This is a genomic window from Microbacterium resistens, from assembly GCF_031456305.1.
GTDB lineage: Bacteria > Actinomycetota > Actinomycetes > Actinomycetales > Microbacteriaceae > Microbacterium > Microbacterium resistens_A.
The window spans coordinates 349442-365424 of sequence record NZ_JAVDUM010000002.1; the positions used below are offsets into that span (position 1 = coordinate 349442).

Consider the following 15983-nt stretch of genomic DNA (forward strand, 5'->3'; position numbering starts at 1 on the left):
TGGTGTCTCGGCCCGGCGTCGTCGGGGACGTGCTAGATTTATCTCGACATCAAGATACTTTGACCCCTGTCGGACCCGGCTTCCTCGGGGCAGACTGGTGAGGCGCGCCTTACTAGCCTCGACCCGTGCCGAGCCGAGAAGATGGAGGCCTGCGGTGACGACCGACGCAAAGGAGAACCCCTCGTGTCCACGGTGAACAGCTTCGGTGCCAAGAGCACCCTGACGGTCGGCAGCACCGACTACGAGATCTTCCGGATCGACACGGTCGCCGGTTACGAGAAGCTCCCGTTCAGCCTCAAGGTCCTCCTGGAGAACCTCCTCCGCACGGAGGACGGCGCGAACGTGACGAAGGCGCAGATCGAGGCCCTCGGGTCCTGGGATCCCGCGGCCCAGCCCGACACGGAGATCCAGTTCACGCCGGCGCGCGTGGTCATGCAGGACTTCACGGGCGTGCCCTGCATCGTCGACCTTGCCACCATGCGCGAGGCCGTGACCGCCCTCGGCGGCGACCCGAGCAAGATCAACCCCCTCTCGCCGGCCGAGATGGTCATCGACCACTCGGTCATCGCCGATCTCTTCGGCCGCCCGGACGCGATCGAGCGCAACGTCGAGATCGAGTACGAGCGCAACGGCGAGCGCTACCAGTTCCTGCGCTGGGGCCAGACCGCCTTCGACGACTTCAAGGTCGTCCCCCCGGGCACCGGCATCGTGCACCAGGTGAACATCGAGCACCTGGCCAAGGTCGTCTACGACCGCACCGTGGACGGCGTCCTGCGCGCCTACCCCGACACCTGTGTCGGCACCGACTCGCACACCACCATGGTCAACGGCCTTGGCGTGCTGGGCTGGGGCGTCGGCGGCATCGAGGCGGAGGCCGCGATGCTCGGCCAGCCGGTGTCGATGCTCATCCCGCGCGTCGTCGGGTTCAAGCTGACCGGCGAGATCCCGGCGGGCGTCACCGCGACCGACGTTGTCCTCACGATCACCGACATGCTGCGCAAGCACGGCGTGGTCGGCAAGTTCGTCGAGTTCTACGGCGCCGGCGTCGCATCGGTGCCGCTCGCCAACCGTGCGACGATCGGCAACATGTCGCCGGAGTTCGGCTCCACGGCCGCGATCTTCCCGATCGACGACGTGACGCTCGACTACCTGCGCCTGACCGGCCGCGACGAGCAGGCCGTGGCCCTCGTCGAGGCCTACGCCAAGGAGCAGAGGCTCTGGCACGACGCCGCGCACGAGCCCCGCTTCAGCGAGTACCTCGAGCTCGACCTGTCCACGGTCGTCCCGTCGATCGCCGGCCCGAAGCGTCCGCAGGACCGCATCCTGCTGTCGGAGTCGAAGGCGCAGTTCGAGAAGGACATCCTGAACTACGTCACCGGTCCCATCGACGTGGCCGACTCCGGGTCCTTCCCGGCGTCGGACCCCGGATCGGTCCCCGGCGAGGAGATCGAGACCAACGAGATCCCGACCCTGTCCTCGGGCTCGCCGAAGGTCGCGTCCAAGCCGGTGAAGGTCAAGACCCCGGACGGACAGAAGTACATCCTCGACAACGGTGCGGTGACCCTCGCGGCGATCACGTCGTGCACCAACACCTCCAACCCCTCGGTGATGATCGCGGCGGGCCTCCTGGCCCGCAAGGCCCGGGAGAGGGGCCTGAAGCAGAAGCCGTGGGTCAAGACGACGCTCGGCCCCGGCTCCAAGGTCGTCACCGACTACTACGAGAAGTCCGGTCTGGACAAGGACCTCGAGGGTCTCGGCTTCTACACGGTCGGCTACGGCTGCACGATCTGCATCGGAAACTCCGGTCCGCTGATCGAGGAGGTCTCCGCGGCGATCAACGAGAACGACCTCGCGGTGACGGCTGTCCTGTCCGGCAACCGCAACTTCGAGGGCCGCATCAGCCCCGACGTGAAGATGAACTACCTCGCGAGCCCCCCGCTGGTGGTCGCCTACGCCCTGGCAGGGTCGATGAACTTCGACTTCGAGACCCAGGCGCTCGGCACCGACACCGAGGGCAACGACGTGTTCCTCAAGGACGTCTGGCCGGACCCCGTCGAGGTCCAGGAGATCATCGACTCGTCGATCTCGCGCGACCAGTTCATCAAGCAATACGCCACGGTCTTCGACGGTGACGAGCGCTGGACCAGCCTGCCGACTCCGACCGGTCCGATCTTCGAGTGGGACGCGGACTCGACGTACGTGCGCAAGGCGCCGTACTTCGACGGCATGGAGGCGACGCCCGCTCCGGTGACCGACATCTCCGGTGCTCGCGTGCTCGCCACGCTCGGCGACTCGGTGACGACCGACCACATCTCCCCGGCCGGTAACATCAAGGCGGGAACGCCCGCCGCGCAGTACCTCACCGAGCACGGCGTCACGCAGAAGGACTTCAACTCCTACGGCTCGCGCCGCGGCAACCACGAGGTCATGATCCGCGGCACGTTCGCGAACATCCGCCTGAAGAACGCGCTGGTCAAGGCGGTCAACGGCGGCGAGCAGATCGAGGGCGGCTTCACCCGCGACTTCACGCAGGAGGGCGGTCCGCAGGCGTACATCTACGACGCCTCGCAGAACTACCAGGACCAGGGCACCCCGCTCGTGATCTTCGGCGGCAAGGAGTACGGCTCCGGCTCGTCGCGTGACTGGGCGGCGAAGGGGACCAACCTCCTCGGCGTCAAGGCCGTCATCACCGAGAGCTTCGAGCGGATCCACCGGTCGAACCTCATCGGCATGGGCGTCGTCCCGCTGCAGTTCCCGGCCGGCGAGTCCTGGGAGTCCCTGGGGCTGGATGGCACCGAGATCGTCTCGATCGAGGGCCTGGAGCAGCTGAACGAGGGCGTCACGCCGAAGACGGTGAAGGTCACCGCGGTCCCGAGCGAGTTCTCCTCCGAGGGCAAGCAGCCCATCGAGTTCGACGCGGTGGTCCGGATCGACACCCCCGGTGAGGCCGACTACTACCGCAACGGCGGCATCCTGCAGTACGTGCTGCGCTCGCTGGTCTGATCCAGGGACCCGCACGCTCCACGAACGGGACCCCCGGCGCTTCGGCGTCGGGGGTCCCGTCGTTCTCCCGGCCTGCTCAGCCGATGTAGCGCGAGGAGGGGCGGAGGATCTTCCCCTCCTGCGCCTGCTCGACGGCGTGGGCGCCCCATCCGATGAGCCGGGCGGAGGCGAACGTCGGCGTGAAGAGATCGCGCGGAATGCCGCAGGCCTCCATGATGACGGCGGCGTACAGCTCGACGTTCGTGCGCAGGGCCCGGCCCTGCTTGAGCTCGTCGAGCACGTGCAGCACGGTCCGCTCCACCGCGACGGCGAGGTCGACCCGCTCGCCGGCGAGCCCGTCCGCGCGAAGCCGCTGGGCGACGTCGCGCAGGAGCCGGGAGCGGGGATCCTCGGTGCGGTACACGGCGTGCCCGAAGCCCATGATCCGCTCGCCCGACGAGACGCGGTCCCGGACCCATGCCTCGGCGGCCGACGGGTCGCCGATCTCGTCGAGCATCTCCAGGGTGCGCGACGGCGCTCCGCCGTGCAGAGGTCCTGCGAGCGCGCCGAGGGCGCCGTCCGCGCAGGAGGCGAGGTCGGCCCCCGTCGAGGCGATGACCCGCGCGGTGAAGGTCGAGGCGTTGAAGCCGTGGTCGATCGCGGCGGTCAGATAGCTCGCGAGCGCGTCGACCAGTCGGGGGTGAGCCTCCTCGCCGGTGAGCATGCGGAGGTAGTCCGCGACCGGCGGAAGCGCGGGGTCAGGGGAGACGGGCTCCGCGCCGATGCTCAGTCGGTGCAGCGCCGCGATCAGCGTCGGCGCGACGGCGGCGAGCCGGATCGCATCGTCCTCGCGCTCGGTGGTCGTCTCGTCGTAGAGGGGCCGACGACCGTCGGCGGCCGAGACGAGCGCGAGTCCTGTTCGCAGGCGCGTGGTCGGATCCAGGGCTGCGGTGATCGCGGCGAGGGCCGGGAGGGCATCAACGGTCGTCGCCGGGAGGACACGGGCGGCGCCGATCCTCTCCCGGAACGCCGTGGCCTCCTGAGCAGTGCGGGGAAGCGCGCCGATGGCGACGAGGCGCCAGGCGTCCTCGAAGCGCGCCTCGGCGGCGAGATCGACGCCGGAGACGCCTCGGTAGTGGAAGGTCCCCTCCGCTCCGCGGACGTCGCCGATGCGGGTCTCGGCGACGACGACGTTCGTCAGGCCCCGGGGGACGTCGATGAGGCGGTCGTCGTCACGATCGATGGTGATGGCCATGTTCCGGCTCCTCTGCTCGGCGCCCTGTGGTGGTGCTCGGGAGAGCGGAGCGCTTCGATCACGATCCGACATGGATGACGGTATCGTCAATGTTGATCGAGTCAATGGAGGGTGATGGCTGACAGGCTGACGGCCGCGCAGACCGCGGCCCGTCTCGGCGTCCGTGCCGAGACGTTGTACGCGTACGTCTCACGGGGGCTGATCTCGCGCGAGCGCGGTGCCCATGGTTCGACCTTCGACGTCTTGGAGGTCGAGCGATTCGCGCTGACCCGCCGCCGATCACCGGCTCCGCGTCCGGGGACGGACCGCGCTCCGGGTACGGACGGCAGCCCGCTCGGCGTGATCGACACCGACATCGCGCTGATCGAGGACGGCGAGCTCTGGTACCGCGGGCTGGAAGCCTCGCAGCTCGCCGGGATCCCGTTGACGGGCTCGACCACGGTGGGCGGACGGTTCGACGCGGTGGTGCGCTGGCTCTTCGAGCGCACGGATCGCCCCCGATCCGACGCCTCGGCGCTGCGGGCGACCGACGGGGTCCTGACGGCCGGGCGCGTGCTCGCCGCGCTCCCACCCCAGGCCCCGGCCTTCAGTGTGCTGCTGACGATCGTCGCCTCGCTCGCGGCGGCCGATCCCGAGCGGTTCGATCTGGCCGGCGCCACGGTCGCCCGGGTGACCGAGCGGCTCATCGCCGGCCTCGTCGACGCCCTGCCGGCGAAGGGCTCCCGTCCCGGATCCGAGGCGCCGCTGGCCGCCCGTCTCTGGCCGCGGCTGACCGCTGCACCGGCGACGGCGGACCGGGTCAGGACTCTGGATGCCGCGCTGGTCCTGCTGGTGGATCATGACATGGCGGCCTCGACGATGGCGGCCCGTGCCGCCGCGTCCGCGCGGGCGCACCCCTACGCGGTGGTCGCGGCGGGTCTCGGTGCCCTCGACTCGGCCTTGCACGGCGCCGTGAGCGCCTCCTGTCACCAGCTGCTCCGCGACGTCGCGGACGGCGGGGACCTGGCCTCGACCACGGCCGACGCGGCGCGACGCTCGGGCTCCGGCGTCCCCGGCTTCGGCCAGATGCGGTATCCGGACGGCGACCCGCGCGCGAAGGCGCTGCTCGGCGCGCTGCGTTCGGCCGCCAGGGAGGATCGGGAGGCGTCGGCGGCGCTCGGGATCGCGGACACGGTCAGCGCCTATGTGACGGAGCGCACGGGCGCGCTGCCCTCCATCGACTTCGCGCTGGCGACGATGGCCTTCGCCTGGGGGATGTCTCCGGATGCGGGTGAGACGGTGTTCGCGGTCGCGCGCTCGGCCGGCTGGTGCGCGCATGCGGCGGACGAGTACACGCGGACGCCGCTCCGCCTGCGTCCGACGGGGCGCTACGTCGGCCCCGACCCGGCGGATGTCCAGCACTCGGGGAGCAATGCTCGGTAATGTGGTTCGATGCAACGCCGTTCGGCGGGAAGCCGCCGGGAACGATGCGGTTCGATTGGTTCGCAGGAGGCAGACGGTGGCGATTCTCCCCGGCATCACGGGTCCGCGTGACCTCGACGGACTCTCGACGGAGCAGCTCGCCGAGCTCGCCGAGGAGATCCGGGCATTCCTCATCGAGAACATCGCCCGTACGGGTGGTCACCTCGGCCCCAACCTCGGTGTGGTCGAGCTGACCATCGCCCTGCACAGGGTCTTCTCCTCGCCGGAGGACCCGTTCATCTTCGACACGGGCCACCAGTCCTATGTGCACAAGCTGCTCACGGGACGTCAGGACTTCTCCGCCCTGCGCTCCAGGGAAGGGCTGGCGGGCTACCCGCAGCGCTCCGAGAGCCCGCACGACGTCGTGGAGTCCTCGCACGCGTCGAGCTCGCTGAGCTGGGCGGACGGCGTCTCCCGGGCGCTCACGGCGACCGGGCGCGCCGACCGGCATGTCGTCGCGGTGGTCGGGGACGGCGCGCTCACCGGGGGCATGACCTGGGAGGCGCTGAACAACATCACCGATGACAACGACCGCAACCTCGTGATCGTCGTCAACGACAACGGGCGCTCCTACGCGCCGACCATCGGCGGGATGTCCCGCTACCTCAACCGCGTGCGCACCGCGGGCGCCTATCGGGATCTGCACCGCAAATCCGACCGCCTGTTCCGCGCGTTCGGCCCCCTTGGACGCGCGGTGTATCGGGGCGTCCGCGGGGGGACCCACGGATTCCTCTCCCGCTTCACGAACAACGAGGCGCTGTACTCCAACCTCGACATCAAGTACCTCGGGCCGGTCGACGGCCACGACATCGCCGCGCTCCTGGAGACCCTGGAGCTGGCCAAGGGCTTCGGCGCGCCGGTCATCGTCCACGCGATCACCGAGAAGGGGCACGGCTACCAGCCGGCGCTCGACGACGAGGCCGATCAGTTCCACTCGGTCGGACGCATCGACCCGAAGACGGGCGGCGCTCTCGCCGCGTCGGGGCAGGCCTGGACGGACGCCTTCGCGGACGCTCTCGTCGATGTCGGGCATCGGGACCCGCGGGTGATCGCGATGACGGCGGCGATGCTGCGGCCGACGGGTCTCGCCCCCTTCGCCGAGCGCTTCCCCGATCGCGTCTACGACGTCGGGATCGCGGAGCAGCATGCCGTGGCCTCCGCCGCCGGCCTCGCCTATGGCGGCCTGCATCCGGTGGTGGCGATCTACGCGACCTTCATGGGACGGGCATTCGATCAGGTGCTGATGGACGTCGGCCTGCACCGTGCCGGCGTGACCTTCGTGCTCGACCGCGCTGGTGTGACGGGGCCGGACGGTCCCAGCCATCACGGGATCTGGGACCTGTCGATGCTGCAGATCGTCCCCGGCATCCGCATCGCCGCCCCTCGTGACGGGGAGAGGCTGCGGGAGGTCCTCGACGAGGCCGTCGCCGTCGATGACGCACCCACGGTGATCCGGTTCCCCAAGGGGGCGGTGGCCGCGGAGATCCCGGCGGTCGAGCGTCTGCAGGACGGCGTCGACGTCCTCTACCGCGACGAGACCGAGGACGTGCTGCTCATGGGCATCGGGCCGTTCGCGTCGCTCGCGCTCGATGTCGCCGAGCGTCTCAAGGCGCAGGGGATCGGTGCGACCGTCATCGACCCGCGCTGGGTGATCCCCGTCCAGCCGTCCGTGGTCGATCTCGCGCGGCGGCACCGACTGGTCATCACGATGGAGGACGGCATCCGGGTCGGCGGCATCGGGACGCGGGTGCGGCAGGTCCTGCGCGAGGCCGGCATCGACACCGCGGTGGACGAGCTCGGCGTGCCCGACGAGTACATCGACCACGCCTCGCGGGAGCAGATCCTCCGCGACGCCGGACTCACCGCGGCGAAGATCGCCCACGACGTGGTGGCGCAGGTGCTCGGACGGCGTGTGCCGATGGCGCGGCAGACCGGCGAGACCGGCGCGATCGATCTTCCGGTCCACGAGTCTCGATGAGGAGCGGCGGCGTGCGGCGCCGTGCCTTCCTGGCCCTCGCCGTGATGTCGAGTCTGGGACTCGCGGCCTGCGCACCCGCTGCGAACTCCGCCGTCGCCCTCTCCCGTCGTGCGACACGGAGGCTTCCGCGGCCGCCGGGGATCGCTCAGATCTTCCCGGTGCACAGTCGGTCGGAGCAGGCCGTCATCGATCATGCCGGCCGTCTGCCGGTCGACTGGGGCATGCATCTCTCGGGCATCAAGAGCGCGCTCACCGTCCCGCAGATGCCGGGAGGGCGTCCCCGGGTCGCTCTGACGTTCGACGCCTGTGGAGGCCAGGACGGCTCGGGCTATGACGAGGCGCTGATCCGGACGCTGACCGATCAGCACGTGCCGGCGACGCTGTTCCTCAACCATCGCTGGGCCGAGGCGCGTCGTCCGCTGGTCGCGGATCTGGCGACGCACCCGGCCTTCGAGATCGCGAATCACGGGTGGCGGCACGCGCCGCTGTCGGTGACGGGGCGGGCCGCCTACGGAATCCCCGGGCTTTCCAGCGTGCAGGAGGCGGTGGACGAGGTCTGGCGCAACCATGAGCTCCTCGGCGAGCTCGCCGGTCGTCCGCCGCGATACTTCCGTGCGGGCACGGCGCACTATGACGACGTCGGCGTGTCCATCGTGAGGGCGCTGGGGGAGACGCCGCTGGGGTTCAGCGTGAACGGCGACGGCGGGGCGACCTACTCGGCGCGAACGGTCGCCGCCGAGGTGCATGCGGCGGAGGCGGGCGCCGTCGTCATCGCGCACATGAACCAGCCCGGATCCGGCACGGCCGAGGGCATCCGTCGTGCGATCGGCGAGATGCGGGACCGCGGCGTCGAATTCGTCGGCGTCGACTGACCGGATTCTTGCGCCGACTCGTTTGGCGGGGTGGGTCGGGTTCGGGTTTGCCGTAGGGGTCGCGGGTCGGCATTTTGCCGTTGTTGCCCCGCCGTGGCAGTTGTTGTGGGTTGGGGCACCCTTGAACCCGCAGGTTCTGCCACGGCGGGGTAGATAGAGACGGCGGGGGCAAAAGACGACGAGCAGCCGCGCCCCTGGAGGACGAAGATCGGGGCGGCACGGTTTTCTAGACTGGAGGGATGCGACCCTCCAGTGTCTTCGACCAATCGCTATACCAGGTGCGTCTGGAGTGGGGTGTCGAAGGGTTGCGCCGCCTTGCACCGGCCGACGTAGTCGTCGTGGTCGATGTGCTTCGATTCACGACGACCGTGACGCGGAGAGCCGAGAAGGGGCTGTCGACGGCGATCGCGAACGCCCCATCGATCAACGGCGCGCCCATCGCTGAGGCCGCAGCAGCAGCGCAGGCGCTGGTGCTCGCCGGATGCCTGCGCAACGCGACGGCGACGGCGGACGCGATCCGCGCCGAGCAGGTGCGCCGCGATCGGAGGACGAGCGTCGCGGTGATCGCCGGCGGTGAGCGCACCCGCGGCGGGACTGACCTGCGCTTCTCGGTCGAGGATCTCCTCGGCGCCGGCGCCGTCATCGACGCGCTCATCAACCAGGGGATCGATCACGCTTCCCCCGAGGCGGTGGCGGCTGCGGAGTCGTTCAGAAGCCTCCGCAGCGGTCTGCGGCACCTCGTGGGAGCCAGCGGCTCGGCCAGGGAGCTCCGCGCCGACCCCGAGCGCTATCCGGATGCCGAGGAGGAGATCCGCGCCGCCGCGGAGCTCGACGTGTCCTCCGTCGTCCCGGTGCTCCGAAACGGGAGTTTCACACCCTGAGGAGTGCAGCCGCCGTGTCCCCGTCCCCATGCCTCGGAACCCTGTGCACGGTCAAGAAGGGATGTGCACGGACAAGAAGAGAAGGGCCCCTCCGAGGAGGGGCCCTTCTCTCTCGATCGGTCCTGATCAGCGGTTCTCGATGCCGCGGATCGGCGGGTTGTGGAACGTCGCGCCGAACACCCGCTCAGAGGCGCCCTCGCGGTCCAGGTACGGCGAGGCGCCACCGTCGATGAACGGCCAGCCCGCTCCGAGGATCAGGCACAGATCGATGTCCTGCACCTCGGGGACCACATCCTCATCGAGCATGAGACGGATCTCCTGGGCGAGCCCGTCCTGGACCCGGCGCAGGATCTCGCCCGCCGGCGTCGGGGACGATCCCGCCGCCTCCTTGACGATCTTCTCCGCGGCCTTGGTGAACCCGGTCACCCGTCCGCCCTTGTCCTTCTCGACGACCTCGGCAAGGTCGGCGAGGCGGTGGAAGTTGTCGTTGGCGTAGAAGCGGTCGGGGAAGGCATGCACCATCGTGTCCTGCACGTGGGCGGCGACCTTCCAGCCGACGAGATCGATCAGCTGGAACGGCCCCATCGGCAGACCCAGCGGAGCGAACGCCTTCTCGACGTCGGAGACGGGCGTGCCCTCGTAGACCGCGCGGGCGGCCTCGCCCATGACCTTCGCGAGAAGACGGTTCACCACGAACCCGGTGGCGTCGGCGGTGAGGACCGCGTTCTTCCCGAGGTTCCGGGCGACCACGAAGGCTGAGGCCAGCGCCTGCTCGTTCGTGTGCGGGGTCTTCACGATCTCGATGAGCGGCATGACCGCGACCGGGTTGAAGAAGTGGAAGCCCACGAGACGCTCCGGGTGGGCCAGCTTCGCCCCGATCTCCTCGACCGAGAGCGACGAGGTGTTGGTGGCGAGGATCGCGTCCTCGGCGATGATCTGCTCGATCTCCCCGAACACCTGCTGCTTGACGCCCACCTCTTCGAAGACCGCTTCGATCACGAAGTCGCAGTCCGCGTACAGGCTCTTGTCCGTGGTCCCGGTCACCAGGGCGCGGAGCCTGTTCGCCGCATCCGCGTCGAGACGGCCCTTGGCCTCCAGCTTTCCGATCTCCTCGTGGATGTACGCGACGCCCTTGTCCACCCGCGCCTGGTCGAGGTCCGTGATGAGGACCGGGACCTGGAGCTTGCGGACGAAGAGCAGCGCGAACTGGCTGGCCATGAGGCCGGCGCCGATGATGCCGACCTTGGTGACCTTCTTCGCGAGCTCCTTGGCGGGAGCGCCGACGGGGCGCTTGGCGCGCTTCTGCACCAGGTCGAACGCGTACATCGACGCGGCGAACTGGTCCCCGGAGACGAGGTCGGCGAGCGCCTCGTCCTCGCGGGCGAAGCCGTCCGCCTTCGTGCCGCTCTTGGCCTTGTCGAGCAGTTCGAGCGCGGCGTAGGGGGAGCGTGGGACCGTCCCGATCTTGGACTCCAGCATGCCGCGGGCCATCTTGATCGCGATCGGCCACTTGGTGAGCCGTTCGATCTTGCCCGGCTCGTTCTTCCGCTCGACCTTCCTGCCGCCGAGCACCGCGTCCGCCCAGGCGAGCGAGTTCTCGAGGAAGTTCGCCGCCGGGAAGATGGCGTCCATGATCCCGAGGTCGAACGCCTGCTGAGGCTTGAGCATCCGGTTCTGCTTGAGCGGGTTGGAGATGACCACCTCGAGCGCGTTCTCGATGCCGATGAGGTTCGGCAGCAGGTATGCGCCACCCCAGCCCGGGATGATCCCGAGGAACACCTCGGGGAGCGCGATCGCGGCGGCGGACGCGTCCACCGTGCGGTAGCTGGAGTTCAGCGCGATCTCCAGGCCGCCGCCGAGGGCGAGGCCGTTCACGAACGCGAAGGTGGGGACGCCGATGTCGCCGAGCGATCCGATGACCTTGTGGCCGAGCTGGGCGATGAGGCGGGCGTTGTCCTTCGATCCGACGCGTGAGATGTCGGACAGATCGGCGCCGGCGGCCAGGATGTACTGCTTCCCGGTGATGCCCACGGCCTGGATCTCACCGGCGGCCGCGCGCGCCTTGAGCGCGGCGATCGTCTCGCCGAGCTCGGTGAGCGTCGCGGGTCCCAGAGTGTTCGGGCGGTTGTGGTCGCGCCCGTTGTCGAGCGTGATCAGGGCGAGCAGGCGACCGGAGGGGAGCCGGATGTCACGGACGGGGGAGTGCGTGACGACCTCGCCCTCCGTAAGCTCCTGGATGGGCGAGAAGTCGATCTCGTCGTAGTTCGTCATGGTCGCGGTCACTTCCTCTTCTTGCCGTCGTAGAAGGGGTTCTCCCAGATGACCGAGCCGCCCTGGCCGAGGCCGACGCACATCGCGGTGAGGCCGTAGCGGACGTCGGGGCGCTCGGCGAACTGCGCCGCGAGCTGGATCATCAGCCGCACCCCGGAGGCCGCGAGCGGGTGGCCGAGGGCGATCGCCCCGCCCCAGGCGTTCACGCGCGGGTCGTCGTCCGCGATGCCGAAGTGGTCGAGCAGCGAGATGACCTGGATCGCGAAGGCCTCGTTGAGCTCGAAGAGACCGATGTCGTTGATCGTGAGGCCCGCCTTGCGCAGCGCCTTCTCGGTGGACGGGATCGGTCCGATGCCCATGATCTCCGGCTGCACGCCGGCGAAGGCGAAGGAGACCATCCGCATCTTCGGGGCGAGACCGAACTCCTTCACGGCCGAACCGCCGGCGAGCAGCGACATCGTCGCGCCGTCGGTGAGCGGCGAGGAGGTACCAGCGGTCACGCGGCCGTGGGGGCGGAACGGCGTCTTCAGCGCCGCGAGGTCCTCCATGGTCGTCTGCGGGCGCCGGCCCTCGTCCTCCGAGGCGAGGCCCCAGGCGCCGTCGGCGCCCTTGATCGCGACCGGGACCAGATCCGGCTGGATCTTGCCCGCGTCATAGGCCGCCTGGACCTTGTGCTGGCTCAGCATCCCGAATCGGTCGGAGCGCTCCTTGGTGAGGTGGGGGAAGCGGTCGAAGATGCGCTCGGCCGTGACGCCCATGTTCAGCGCGCCGGGGTCGACCATCTTCTCGGAGACGAATCGAGGGTTCGGGTCGGCGTTCGAGCCGATCGGGTGGTGCCCCATGTGCTCGACGCCGCCGGCGAGGGCGAAGTCGTACATGCCGATGCCGATAGAGGCCGCCATCGTGGTCACGCTCGTCATCGCGCCGGCGCACATCCGCTCCACGGCCAGGCCCGGCACGGACTGCGGGAGGCCGGCGAGGATCGCCACGGAACGGCCGAGGGTCAGGCCCTGGTCGCCCGTCTGCGAGGTCGCCGCGATCGCCACGTCGTCGATGCGGTCGGCAGGGACCGCGGTGTTCCGCTCCATCAGTCCGATGGTCGCCTTGACGGCCAGATCGTCTGCGCGGGTGTTCCAGTACATGCCTTTTTCGCCAGCGCGCCCGAACGGGGTGCGCATGCCATCGACGAAGAAAACGTCCGAGATCTCGGCCACTCTGCCTCCAGGTATCAGGGTTGTCCCCAGCCTAGGAGCGGGGGCGGTGAGCGAGGGGAATCGGTTGGATCGAACCTACGAAGCCGAGGCGGACGGCTCTTCCGGCGTTTGCGTGGCATCGACAAAAGCAGCCGCAATCCGCTGTGAGGTTTCCGCAATCTGCCAGGAGCGCGCACCGAGCGCCTCGAGAGCGGCGCCGACCGTGTCCGCATCGATCTGTGCCGGTGGCTCCCACGCGACACGACGCAGCAGATCGGGTGTGAGGAGGTTCTCCGTCGGCATGCCGAGCTCCTCGGCGTGGGCCTCGACGACCGGACGCGCGGCCTTCAACCTGGCGTCCGCAGCGGGGTTACGGTCGGACCAGGCCCGAGGGGGCGGGGGAGCGTCGCTGGGCACCCGCTCGCGGGGGAGCTGCTCCGTCGCGCGTCCGCGCTCGATCGCGCCCCACCAGCGGTCGAGCTGGCTCCGACTGGCTCGTCCGTTGAAGGCGGCGACGCCCGCGAGGGCGCCCTTGGACGCCGGGGAGGCCATCACTGCGGCGACGAGCGCCCGGTCCGGCACCAGGCGCCCGGGCGAGACGTCCTGCTCCTTGGCGTAGTCCTCCCTGGTCTGCCACAGCTCGCGGGCGACCGCGAGGTTGCGCGCCCCGCGCACCTGATGCAGTCCGCTCAGCCGTCGCCACGGCTCGTCGCGGGGCGGCTTCGGCGGGCGGACGCGTGTCGCCTCGAACTCCTCCTCCGCGAAGCCGGTCTTCCCCTGCTCGGCCAGCTCGGCGACCAGGGCGTCGCGGACGTCCACCAGGTGGAGGACGTCCAGCGCGGCGTACTCCAGCCAGGAGTCGGGGAGGGGACGAGTGGACCAGTCCGCGGCGGAGTGCTCCTTGGCGAGGGTGATCCCGAGGGTGTGCTCGACGACGGCAGCCAGACCCACCCGCTCGTGGCCGAGCAGGCGGGACGCGAGCTCGGTGTCGAAGATGCTGTCCGGGATCAGGCCGAGCTCGCGGAGCGACGGAAGATCCTGGCTGGCAGCATGGAAGACCCACTCGACGCCGGCGAGCGCGTCCTGGAGCGGCGCGAAGTCGGCGATGCCGGTCGGATCGAAGAGGAAGGCGCCGGCGTCGCGGCGGAAGACCTGGACGAGGTACGCGCGTTGCGAGTAGCGGAAGCCCGATGCGCGCTCCACGTCGACCGCCGCAGGGCCGCTCCCCGCGGCGAGCGCGAGGCAGGCGTCGTCGAAGGCGCCGTCGTTGTCGATGACGAGATAGTCAGTCACGGGTTCGTTCTCCTGGCGCCGAACACGGCGATGTCCTCCGAGCCCGGCGGCAGTCCCGCGAGCATTCCGACGAGCTCCGCCCAGGCCTCGGCGTGCGGCGCCAGAGGACCTTCCGGAGTCCATGAGGCACGCAGTTCGATCTGTGCGCCGTCGCCTTCCGCGGCAAGGCCGCCGAAACCCTTGGAGAGGGTCTTGGTCGAGGTGCCCGACGCCGAGTGGTAGCCGGCGTCGCGCGAGTCCAGCGCGTCGATCAGCCATGACCAGGCGACGTCGGAGAGCAGCGGATCGGTGCCGATCTCCGGCTCGAGCGGGGCCTGGGCGAAGGCGACGATGCGCCACGCCCCGCCCCACGCGTCGGGCTCGAGGGGATCGTGCAGCAGGACGAGTCGTCCCGTGCCGTAGATCGAGTCGCCGGACTCGTCCGGGCGGACGTCGGCGGCGAGCGCGAGCGACCGAGGCGCCAGGCCGCCGGGGGCGGCGATCTCGCGGACGACGAGGTCGCCGCGGAACCGGATCGCGTGCAGTTCCTCCGTGGCACGCTCGAAGGCGTCGTCGGAACCGGGATGAGCGCTCACGCGGACAGACTAGAGTCGGGAAGCGATGAAGAGTCTCAGGCACGCCGCGACAGTCGGGCTCGTCGCGCTTGCGGGCGTCGCAGCAGTGGGCGCGGCCGCGGGGATCGCGGTCGTCACGCAGATCGCCCGGCGCGTCGTGACGCCGTCGCAGAGGCAGCCTGACGTCGACGTCCTCGCCGTCGACACAGGGGCGCAGACCATCGAGCTGTCCAGGAACGCCGACACGGAGCTTCCGGGACGCTACGGGCTCTTCGTCGGGGGAACGCCCGGGTACGTCAAGCTCGGTGCGGTCCTCGGCGCCGATGCGGGCAGCGTGCGTCGAAAGCTCCTCACGCAGATCGAGCCCGGCGCTCGCATCGAGCGGAAGGCCGCCTTCAGCGGCTACTACTACACGAGCCCCGGTGAGCTCCATCTGCCCTACGAGTCGGTGCTCATCGGCACCCCGGCCGGCCCGTGCCCCGCGTGGTACTTCCCCGCCTCGTCCGCCGACGAGCGCACCTGGGTGATCCAGGTCCACGGCCGCGGCGCGACGAGGGCCGAGTGCCTCCGAGCCGTTCCGGTGCTGCACGCGGCCGGGCTCCCGGTGCTGGTCGCCTCCTATCGCAACGATGGCGAGGGGCCGCGTACCAAGGGCGGTGCCTATGCGCTGGGCGCGGCGGAGTGGCGCGACGTCGACTCCGCGATGGAGTACGCGCTCCGCCGCGGTGCCGAGCGGATCGTGCTGATGGGATGGTCGATGGGGGGCGCGATCGTGCTCCAGGCGGCCGTCTCGTCGCCGCGGCGGGACGCGGTCAGCGGGATGATCCTGGACTCCCCGGTGGTCGACTGGCGGACGGTGCTGCGCTTCCAGGCGGGGGAGATGGGGCTCCGCGAGCCCCTGCCCCGCCTCGCGATGGACGCCCTCTCCACGGAGTGGACCGCGCGACTGAGCGGCGCCGAGCAGGCGATTCCCTTCGACGACCTCGACATGGTCGCGCGTGCGGACGAGCTGACCGCGCCGATCCTGCTCCTGCACAGCGACGACGACGGCTTCGTCCCGGCCGATGCCTCGCACGCCCTCGCCGACGCCCGTCCGGATCTCGTGACGATGCCGGCGTTCAGCGGGGCGCGGCACACGAAGCTGTGGAACTACGACCAGACGCGGTGGTCATCGGCGATCACCGGCTGGCTCGAGGACCAGGGGCTGTCGGCCTCGACGGAGCGAACAGGCAGTTGACCCGAC

Annotated in this window: 11 protein-coding genes; 6 read left to right on the forward strand and 5 right to left on the reverse strand. The window is 70.1% G+C overall.

Annotated elements, in window-relative coordinates:
• The first annotated feature begins 141 nt into the window (after positions 1 to 141).
• A complete protein-coding gene (acnA, locus tag J2Y69_RS03745; RefSeq protein WP_396653032.1) occupies positions 142 to 3003 on the forward strand; it encodes an aconitate hydratase AcnA in 2862 nt (953 codons plus the stop codon).
• 76 nt (positions 3004 to 3079) lie between these two features.
• Here acnA and J2Y69_RS03750 read toward each other — a convergent pair whose 3' ends face one another.
• Entirely contained in the window at positions 3080 to 4237 is a 1158-nt protein-coding gene (locus J2Y69_RS03750; protein ID WP_310017688.1) for a citrate/2-methylcitrate synthase, read from the reverse strand.
• Between the two features lie 114 nt (positions 4238 to 4351).
• Between J2Y69_RS03750 and J2Y69_RS03755 the strand changes: the two genes are divergently transcribed.
• The 4 genes from J2Y69_RS03755 (at position 4352) to J2Y69_RS03770 (ending at position 9429) form a co-directional block, all read left to right on the forward strand.
• Complete coding sequence (locus J2Y69_RS03755; protein ID WP_310017690.1) at positions 4352 to 5659, forward strand: citrate/2-methylcitrate synthase; 1308 nt, start codon at positions 4352 to 4354, stop codon at positions 5657 to 5659.
• A gap of 76 nt (positions 5660 to 5735) precedes the next feature.
• Positions 5736 to 7676, forward strand: a complete 1941-nt coding sequence (gene dxs / locus J2Y69_RS03760) for a 1-deoxy-D-xylulose-5-phosphate synthase (RefSeq protein WP_310017692.1) — start codon at positions 5736 to 5738, stop codon at positions 7674 to 7676.
• An 11-nt stretch (positions 7677 to 7687) separates the two neighbouring features.
• On the forward strand, positions 7688 to 8548 hold the full coding sequence (locus J2Y69_RS03765; protein WP_310017694.1) for a polysaccharide deacetylase family protein: 861 nt from the start codon (positions 7688 to 7690) through the stop codon (positions 8546 to 8548).
• A gap of 239 nt (positions 8549 to 8787) precedes the next feature.
• Positions 8788 to 9429 (forward strand): 2-phosphosulfolactate phosphatase, encoded by a 642-nt coding sequence (locus tag J2Y69_RS03770; protein WP_310017696.1) that lies wholly within the window; start codon positions 8788 to 8790, stop codon positions 9427 to 9429.
• Between the two features lie 126 nt (positions 9430 to 9555).
• Here the strand turns inward: J2Y69_RS03770 and J2Y69_RS03775 are convergent, their stop codons facing one another.
• From J2Y69_RS03775 to J2Y69_RS03790, 4 genes are all read right to left on the reverse strand, one after another.
• Complete coding sequence (locus tag J2Y69_RS03775; RefSeq protein ID WP_310017775.1) at positions 9556 to 11700, reverse strand: 3-hydroxyacyl-CoA dehydrogenase NAD-binding domain-containing protein; 2145 nt, start codon at positions 11698 to 11700, stop codon at positions 9556 to 9558.
• Positions 11701 to 11708: 8 nt separating this feature from the next.
• The gene (locus tag J2Y69_RS03780; RefSeq protein ID WP_310017697.1) at positions 11709 to 12914 is read right to left on the reverse strand and encodes a thiolase family protein; all 1206 of its coding nucleotides are present in this window, start codon (positions 12912 to 12914) and stop codon (positions 11709 to 11711) included.
• Between the two features lie 75 nt (positions 12915 to 12989).
• Entirely contained in the window at positions 12990 to 14186 is a 1197-nt protein-coding gene (locus J2Y69_RS03785; protein WP_310017698.1) for a ribonuclease D, read from the reverse strand.
• The gene (locus J2Y69_RS03790) at positions 14183 to 14761 is read right to left on the reverse strand and encodes a DUF3000 domain-containing protein (RefSeq protein ID WP_310017700.1); all 579 of its coding nucleotides are present in this window, start codon (positions 14759 to 14761) and stop codon (positions 14183 to 14185) included. Before J2Y69_RS03790 ends, J2Y69_RS03785 begins: the two co-directional genes overlap by 4 nt.
• 25 nt (positions 14762 to 14786) lie before the next feature.
• Between J2Y69_RS03790 and J2Y69_RS03795 the strand changes: the two genes are divergently transcribed.
• Entirely contained in the window at positions 14787 to 15977 is a 1191-nt protein-coding gene (locus tag J2Y69_RS03795; RefSeq protein WP_310017702.1) for an alpha/beta hydrolase, read from the forward strand.
• Positions 15978 to 15983: the final 6 nt, after the last annotated feature.